The sequence below is a fragment of the Candidatus Rokuibacteriota bacterium genome (assembly GCA_016209385.1).
Taxonomy (GTDB): domain Bacteria; phylum Methylomirabilota; class Methylomirabilia; order Rokubacteriales; family CSP1-6; genus JACQWB01.
Genome location: JACQWB010000088.1, coordinates 1 through 8,173, shown reverse-complemented (window position 1 = coordinate 8,173; position 8,173 = coordinate 1). Strand labels below are relative to the sequence as shown.

General features: G+C 63.3%; 6 protein-coding genes. 2 read left to right on the top strand and 4 right to left on the bottom strand.

All coding sequences use genetic code 11. The features are described 5' to 3' along the window. The first annotated feature begins 436 nt into the window (after positions 1-436). Positions 437-2,842, top strand: coding sequence for a hypothetical protein (locus HY726_06145; GenBank protein ID MBI4608566.1), 2,406 nt, complete (start codon positions 437-439; stop codon positions 2,840-2,842). Positions 2,843-2,849: 7 nt separating this feature from the next. Here the strand turns inward: HY726_06145 and HY726_06140 are convergent, their stop codons facing one another. Continuing rightward, entirely contained in the window at positions 2,850-4,040 is a 1,191-nt protein-coding gene (locus HY726_06140) for an amidohydrolase family protein (protein MBI4608565.1), read from the bottom strand. A gap of 155 nt (positions 4,041-4,195) precedes the next feature. Here HY726_06140 and HY726_06135 point away from each other — a divergent pair, with 155 nt between their 5' ends. Continuing rightward, positions 4,196-4,468 carry a ribbon-helix-helix protein, CopG family gene (locus HY726_06135; GenBank protein ID MBI4608564.1) on the top strand — a complete coding sequence of 91 codons (273 nt, stop codon included), beginning with the start codon at positions 4,196-4,198 and terminating at the stop codon, positions 4,466-4,468. A 156-nt stretch (positions 4,469-4,624) separates the two neighbouring features. Here HY726_06135 and HY726_06130 read toward each other — a convergent pair whose 3' ends face one another. The 3 genes from HY726_06130 to HY726_06120 form a co-directional block, all read right to left on the bottom strand. Beyond that, positions 4,625-6,022: a glutamine synthetase gene (locus HY726_06130; GenBank protein MBI4608563.1), complete on the bottom strand. Its 1,398-nt coding sequence runs from the start codon at positions 6,020-6,022 to the stop codon at positions 4,625-4,627. A gap of 96 nt (positions 6,023-6,118) precedes the next feature. Further along, a complete protein-coding gene (locus HY726_06125) occupies positions 6,119-7,087 on the bottom strand; it encodes an ABC transporter substrate-binding protein (protein ID MBI4608562.1) in 969 nt (322 codons plus the stop codon). 184 nt (positions 7,088-7,271) lie between these two features. Further along, positions 7,272-7,883, bottom strand: coding sequence for a hypothetical protein (locus HY726_06120; protein MBI4608561.1), 612 nt, complete (start codon positions 7,881-7,883; stop codon positions 7,272-7,274). Between the last annotated feature and the right edge of the window lie 290 nt (positions 7,884-8,173).

Below are 8,173 nucleotides of genomic sequence, written 5' to 3'. Positions count from 1 at the left end.
GACGTTCGAGGAGGTCGAGGCGGCGGTGCGGGCCGGGCTGGCGGCCCGGGGCCCGACGGTCGTGGACATCCCCATCGACCCCAGCGAGTACGCCCACCAGATGTGAGAACGTGTGCATCTCAGATTGGAGGTCGACCCGTACAATTCCACCTCCCCTGCGTGTCACGAGGAAGTCGAACGATGGGCGCCAGCAAGCCTTGGGACTGTGACTTTCGCCGGCAAGTGAGGATCTCATCTGACGAGGATCTATGAAGAGGCGTGATTATCCCATCCCCGACCGCTTTCTCGTCTCGGAGCGGTGCCGGCTTTTGGAGGCAGAGATCACCGTCAGGGAATTGAAGCAATCATATGCGGCCTCGTCCGGAGGCATGCTGCACACGGCAAAGATTGCAGTGGACGAACTAATCCTCCGCAGTAAGAAGAGGCAGCGTACTTTATGCCGTTAGGTACGTTAACTATAACGCTCCGACCGATTAAACTTGCGTTTCTTGTTGATCCCTCAGACACCGCCGCGATTCGTCAAGCTATCCGAATAAACTCTTTCCTCTGGGGAGGAAAGTTTAACCCAATAATCCCCCTTGTCAGACGACGGCCAAAGCCATGGCGTGACCCCATCTCTCCCCCGCCGTTAGGGCCAAGCCTCGTTTCGGGTTATCTCGATGCTTTTGACCCTGATTTCGTCGTCGTGGTTGGAAGTTGTTCCGCGGCCGGGATAGATGTTGGCAATAGGAAACTGCTGAACGATTCGGATATACTTCAGGGCGTAATTGAGGACAGAATTCCCCAATACGGAGTTGGCCTCTTCGAGCTCCTCGAATATCTCCTCGTTACGGAACTGAAGTTCGTCCGCCGCGTTCCTATTAAATTCTGTTTTCCCCGTTTCAGGAAGCACCGCCTCTTCTTGGAAAGCGTTTTTGGTTCTCTCCCCCCTGGGGTAGACGGCCTTATGCAGCGGAGCTTTCCGGCGGAACTAGCGCCGGAGATGTCGACGTGCTCGCTTTCCTCTTATTCTGAAACGTTAGCATCCTCAAGTTTGTACCCCCTCCGGCTTTCCTCCCTTTACATCTCTCGTCTCGGCGCACCACGTTTAGGGAGAGAAACCTGCATCTTTGTCCTAGACGCTACCGATCCATTGGATGTCATCGACTACTGGAACCTACGGGCTATTGGTTGGGACGTTGTGCCGGTCCCGACGCAAGGGGCTAAACTAGGTCCGGTTGGGACCCTCGCCCGCCAGTTTATTGAGGAGAATTATTGGCCCTATCGCGACAATCCGAGCCTTTATCACCGCACAACGATCCTAAAGAGCCGCTGTACGACCATAGAGGATCTCGAGGCGTTTATCCAATCCCTTTCTATTTCGAATAGCCGAGACCCTGACAATCCAAAATATCTAAAGGACTCCCACTATCCCCGGATCTGGGATGAATGGGCGCGTACCCACGACGATGCAACTTGCTGCGACCTTGAAGCCGATACCCGGCATCACGATCTGGCCGGCCTGGACGAGCGGGTGAGCTTCCGGACACTGGACCCCAAGTTCATCGCCCGCTTCGACGGATATGGTTCCCCCCGGTTTGCCAACCGGATTGAGTTACGCCAGTACGGGCGAATAGATCCGGTGGCCGAAGTCATCCCGGAGGGGGATTCACGACTTGTTTGGGCAATCGGGGGGATTGGCTTTGACGAGTGGCGGTTCTCCAAGAAAGGTATGACTTACCTCTCACGATTTACCGATTGGCCGGTCCAGTTTACCATTCCCAAGGCTGAGGACATGTTCATCGAATGGTTAAAATCCAAGCAGTGGTCAGCAGGTCTTTCCCCTGCGGGCCGACTGGCCAAGCAGATGCTAATACAGCTAGGTGGAGTCTTTGGAACGTTTCGGCTCGCCAACGAAAAGACGATAGAATTACTCAGCAAGATGGCCGGTGGAGGAACTGTTGCGGCAGGCGGACTGTGGGAGGTAGTAAGGAGAATTGCGAGTCAAGAGGAAATCGTACGGGATCCGAAAATAGTCCTGAAGCACCTAATCGAAGCGAAGATGTTTCAATTGGGAATAGAACTTCAATGCCCCGTGTGTACGCAGCGATCGTGGTATTCAGTCCAAGAGGCCAGCTATGAACTGGAATGCGGGAAGTGCCTTTCGCGCTTTCCTCTCCCCTCAGACTCGCCAAGGGATATCGCATGGTCATACCGGGCCCTCGGGCCATTCAGCTTGCCTAAGCAGGGTTATGGGGTTTACTCGGTCCTTTTGACGCTCAGATTTTTCTCGCATTTGCGTCGGGATGCTACTACCCCCTTACTGAGCTTCACGGCCCGGAAGGATGGGCAGGAGAAAGAGGTCGACCTAGGAATGTTGCTTCAGTACAAGAGCTTCGGGATACCGCAGGCCGAACTTATTTTAGCAGAGTGCAAAACGTTCAATCCCTTTACCCGGGACGACTGTACGCGGATGCGGACGTTAGCCGAGAGTTTTCCGGGAGCTGTGCTCGTCTTCGCTACCCTGAAAAAGGTCCTTACGGCGCAGGAAAAACGGCTACTGGGGGGAGTGGTTAATCGTGGCCGGCGCTACTGGAAGGCTGAACGTCCATTTAACCCTGTTGTGATACTTACAGGGACGGAATTGTTCTCAAACGTCGCGCCGCCTTACTGTTGGCAAAAGGCTAGCGGCAGTCATCGCAGGTTTGCTGAGGAAATAAGAACCCATGACTTGCTCAAATTGTGCGACGTCACCCAGCAGCTTTATCTAGGCCTGCCCCCTTGGCACCAATGGCGTCTAGAGCGTCTGGAAAGGAGGCGGATCAGGAGAGCCACGCGCAAGAGGCGGGGAGGCACAAACTGATCTGAACTCAGTGCCCTCTCCCTGGCGGAGCCGCCTCCCGAGCAAGTCGGTAGAGGGTCAGCGCGTTCCCGGCCAGGATCCCCTCGGCTGCCCGGAGCGCGTCGTCCCGGGTGAGCATCCGGTCCTCGACCAGCGTCTCCAGGGTTCTTCCTACGACTTCCCGCCCCAGCCCTGCGGCGAACCAGTAGAGGTCGGGGATCCCGTACAGATCGGAGCCGTAGAGCAGCTTGGTCCAAGGGGCCAGGCAGAGCAGCTCGCGGAGCACGGGCACGAGCGCCTCCTGCAGGTAGGGGAGGGCCAGCGAGCAGTCCACGTAGACGCCGGCATGTAGGCCAGCCAAGTAGGCGGCCTCCCGGAAGTAGGGGTAGCCGAGGTGGAGGAGCACGATGCGCGCGCCGCGGGACTCCGGGCTGCTGAGCAGCGGTCGCAGGAGCAGGGGGTTGGCCTGGAGCAGGTCCAGGTCGGCGTCGCCGAACCCGGTGTGGAGCTGCACGGGAAGGCCGAGCTCGGGGGCCCGGCCCAGCATCTCCCGCACCAGGAAGTCGAGGAGGGGCTTGCTGACGAGCCGCAGCCGCTCCTGTCCGTGAGCCTCGCGGCGAATGGTCCTGTAGACGGTGCGGGCCTCGGCCTCTGTCACGGGACCGACCGCCAGCCCTGAGCGGTAGGCGACGATGCTCTTGAAGGCCACGACCCCATGGGCCGGAGCCGCCTCCAGCTCCGCGCGGAATGCAGCCTGGAACTCCTCGAACTCCAGGCCCTTCAGGATCAGGGTCTCGGCGAGCCGCTCCAGGCGGAGCACCCGGTGGACGCGGCAGGGGAGGACGCGGCGCATCTCCTCGATGGACAACGCGTTGGGGGGATAGCCGTCGTCCACGAGCAGGGCGGCGACGTGCTGGGCGCGGAAGAGCTCCCGCAGGCGGGCGGCGTCGAGCTGGCTGGTCCGGGCCTCCAGGACCGCCGCCTCCTCGGCAGGTACCCCATAGAGCGTGCCGAGGGCCTGGAGCAGGCGGCGGGTCAGGGGCAGCGCGGGCGCGTGGTGCGCGAGGATGGCCTGCTCGCGGCTCTCGGTCAGCAGGCGCCGGAACTGGTCCAGAGTTGGCGCCATGAAATCCCGGAGCAAGGGGTGGCAGTGCCCGTCGATGATCGGCAGCCCGCCGAGCCCTTCGCGCCCGAAGACGCTCCCGCTGGCCGGACTCATTCGCCCTTTACCCGGCGCCAGTCAAAGAGAGCGTCTCCCTTGCCTGCTCCCGCCGGACGTAGTGCTTTCCTTGACGCCCTCTCTGGGTCTGGTAACATTAATTACGACCCAATAATACCACCATAGAGGGCATGTGCATGAGGACCCGTCAGACCATGACCATCTCGCTCCCGGCGGCGATGATCCGGAAAGTGGAGGAGGTGCGGAAAGCGGAACACCGTACACGCTCTGAACTTGTTCGCGAGGCGCTCCGCAACTACTTTTTCCTCTCGGACCGTCGCTTCCCGGAAGTGACCGCGTCCCCGGCTGAGCTCCGGGCGATCCGCCGCGGTCGAGCGGCGTATGCCCGCGGCGATTACGTCACCCTCGATCAACTCCTGCATGAGCTGGGACCTCCACGTCGCCGGGCCCGCCAGAAGGGAGCTTAACCAACTCCAGCCCAGAGACCGCGAGCGGATCCTCACGGCCTTCCAAGGGATGCGCGAGGATCCGGGACCTCCACCACCTATCGACGCCGTCGGTGAGCGATCGCTCCCGAGTACATCAATATGGCGGAAGCGTAGCAGGATGGGAGCACTGGTAACTCAGTACTTGTAGCGGTGGTGCTCGAGCTCGAACTCCACGGGCTTGTCCTTGAAGCCCCGGACCTCGGAGCGCTTCACCGCCACGTACTCCCCGGCCAGCACCTCCCCCAGGGCCTGGCAGAGCAGGTCATCGCGCTCCAGCTCATCCAGGGCCTCCTCCAGGGAGGTAGGCAGCCGGACCAGGCCGCGCGCCGCCCGGTCGGGCTCGCTCAGCGTGGCAGGGTCCACGAGGAGCGGGCCACCGGGGTCGAGGCCCTTCTCCAGGCCGTCGAGCCCGGCCGCGATGAGGCCGCCCAGCGCCAGGTAGGGGTTGTTGCTGGGGTCCGAGGGCTTCAGCTCCAGGTTGGTGGACTCCATCTCCCGCCCCCAGCGGGGGGAGGCGATCCGGACCGCTGCCTCGCGGTTGTCCGGGCCGTAGCAGACAAAGGCCGAGCTCCAGGACTGGGGCCGCAGGCGCCGGTAGGAGTTGACCGACGGGGCCGTCAGGGCGACCAGCGCCCGGAGGTGCTTCAGCACTCCCCCGATGAAGTGGTACCCCTCCTTGCTCAGGCCGTGGGGGTCGCCGGGGCCGTAGAAGAGGTTCCGGTCCTCCTTCAGGCTCCAGACACTGAAGTGGAGGTGGGCGCCGTTGCCTGCTGCCTCGGGGAAGGGCTTGGGCGCGAACGAGGCGTACAGCCCGTGGGTCAAGGCGACGCCGCGCACCGTGTCCCGGAAAGTGAGCTGGTTGTCGGCAGCCCGCAGGGCCGGGGCATAGCGCACCGGCATCTCCTGCTGCCCGGGGCCCAGCTCGGCGTAATACTGCTCCACGGACACCCCCTGCTTGCCCAGGGCCTCGACGATGTCCAGGATCACCGGGGCGGCAGAGTCCATCCCGATGGAGCTGAAGCAGGGGCTTCGGTCGATGGGCACGAAGGCGCTCCCCTCCTGCCGGGCCAGCGTGAACTCGTTCTCGAAGGCCCCCTTGATGGCGATGCCGCGCTCGGCCGCGCGCTGGATCATCCGCTTGAGGAAGCTCCGGGCGCAGGCCTCCCAGGGGCGCTGGTCCAGGCGGACCATGTCCACGAGCAGCCGGGCGCTGCGGGGCGCGTACGGGAGGATGGCGAAGGTGGCCGGGTCCGGGACCAGCCGGATCTCCCCCACCGGGCCGAAGCGCCCGCCGGGGGTGAGCTGGTCCAGCATGTTGAAGGACTGCATGGCCACGGTGAGCCCGATCCCCGACTCGAGGTAGCCCTCCAGGTAGTCAGCGTGGCAGGCCTTCCCCCGGATCACGCCGTCGTTGCCGCAGTAGAGGAAGCGGATGAGCTGGATCTTCGAGGACTGACACTGCCGCAGGATCCCCCGGATCTGCCGAACGCGCGCGGGGTTCTCGTGGGCCTTCTTGGCGTCCCTGGCGGGCATCTTCGCTCCCCCCTTGCGGCTGGAAGCGGTATCGTAGCACAGGTCAAGTCCCCCGGGACCTGCCGGCGGCATCCGAAAACGCCGGGGACGACCTTCCTACCGGGCCTTGAGCTGGGCGTTGGCCTTGGCGACGTAGCTCGGGTTCGCGTATTTGCTGAACTCCCCCGGGGCCTTGATCTCCCCGGTCTTGATGAGGAAGCCCATCATGGTCTTCACGGCATCCGGCGAGATGACCAGGTCCCGGTTCCACTGCCCGATCCGGCTGTACTCCTCCCAGCCCAGCCTCGCCATGTCCGGCTGGTACCCCATGACCCTGATCAGCACCTCCTCGGCCTCCGGCCCCCGCGTGTACGTGTACTCCATGGCCCGGAGGTGGCCCTTGAGGTAGCGCAGCAGCAGCTCCTCGTTCCGCTGCGCCCAATCCGTCTTCACGGTAATCCCGGTCAGGGGGTACTGGGCGTGCCGGTACAGCTCCGCCAGCACGTGGAACCCCTTCCCCCGAGCCAGGATGTGGAAGGGGAATGCCAGCACCCCGGCGTCGATCGAGCCGGCCTCCAGCGAGCGCCAGACCTCGGGGGTGCCCCCGATCGTGAGCACGCTGTAGTCGCCGGGGAACTTCATCCCCTGCTTCTCCATGAAGGCGATGAGGGAGAAGTAATGCCCGCTCCCCACCCCTGTGGAGCCCACCCGCTTCCCCGTCAGGTCCTTGACCTGGCGGATCTCCGGCTTCGTGACCAGGTGGAACTGCGCATGCTTCGTGGTGGCTCCCAGGATCTCGACCTTCTCCCCCTTCTCGATGCCCAGGAGCACCACGAACAGCGTCGAGTCGAACACCTCGATGGAGCCCCCGATCAGGGCCGGGAATATACGGACGCTGGTCCCCAGGACGAAGAGCTCCGCGTTCACCCCCTCCTCGCGGAAGAGCCCCTTCTCCTTGCCCAGGAAGATCGGGAGATAGTCGAGCGCCTTGGTGGTGACCCCCACCCTGACTGTCTGAGCCTGCCCGGCCCCCAGCAGCCCGAGCAGCAGGGCGACGGCGAGAAGCCCGGATACTGCGCGCTTCATGGTCGTCCTCCCTCCCCGCGCGACCGCGCCGTGAACTGCGCCATAGTTTCTCCCTCGGGCTCCTGGTGTCAAGCGAGAGATCGCATCTCTGGCAAGGAGGGATCTGCAGGGGGAGGCGGCCGTACAGAGTCTGGCCGCTGCTGTCGGCCCGCGACGGCCAGCTCTCACTGGATTGGGCAGTGGACTACTTCAGGCGGAAGGCGAGGTCGTCGTCACCAGGGCTGGCGGAGTTCGTGTTGGCCGATTGGGTGAAGGAGGTATCGATCTGCCGGTTGGGGCCCGCCGAGAGCACCCAGACGATGTTGTTGGCCGCCCCAGGCTGGAAGTACTGGACGTTGCTGTAGTACTTCGTCCCCCAGGGGTCCGCGGTGATTCCGACCTGGTACGGCCCTTTCCACGCGAACGGCCCCGTGGTCCGGTACCCCTTCGTCGAGTCCGCCTTGGGCTGGTTCACGGCCAGGTGGTTCTCGACGTTGTCGAAGTTGTTCGCCGTGGCCTCCGACGTCCAGGCCCCGTCGGCGCTGGTGGCGGGATTGAGGGTGGAGCTGTTGATGGTCGCGTGACTCCCATCGCTGGTGAACAGCGTCTTGATGGTCGCTGCGCTCGTGGCCGGCGTCCCCGAGGGGTTCCCATCGTTGTAGACCGGCCAGAGCCCGGTGTCCTTGTTGAAGCTCAGGATCGCCCCGCTCAGTACGAGGACCTCGTTCTTGGCCCGGCCGATCTTCGCATCGTCCAGGTACTTCAGCAAGAGCGGGGTCAGGATCGCCGCCAGGAGCGCGACGATCGCCAGCACCACCACCACCTCGATGAGGGTGAATCCGCTACGCCCCTGCCGAGCCCCTATTTCGAGCCCCGTGGCCGGCCCTCCCAGAGAGCTGAACCTACCGCCTTACTCAACCCGCATTATGGCACCGGCCATCAAGGCGAGTCCAGCAAGTTGCCTCCGCCTACCGGATGCGGAAGGCGATATCGTCGTCATTCTCCAGGCACGGGCAAGAGCTGGCCGTCTGCGTGTAGGACGTGGTGATCACCCGGTTCGGCCCGGCTGACAGCACCCAGACCGCACGGGCGGTCGCGATATTCCCG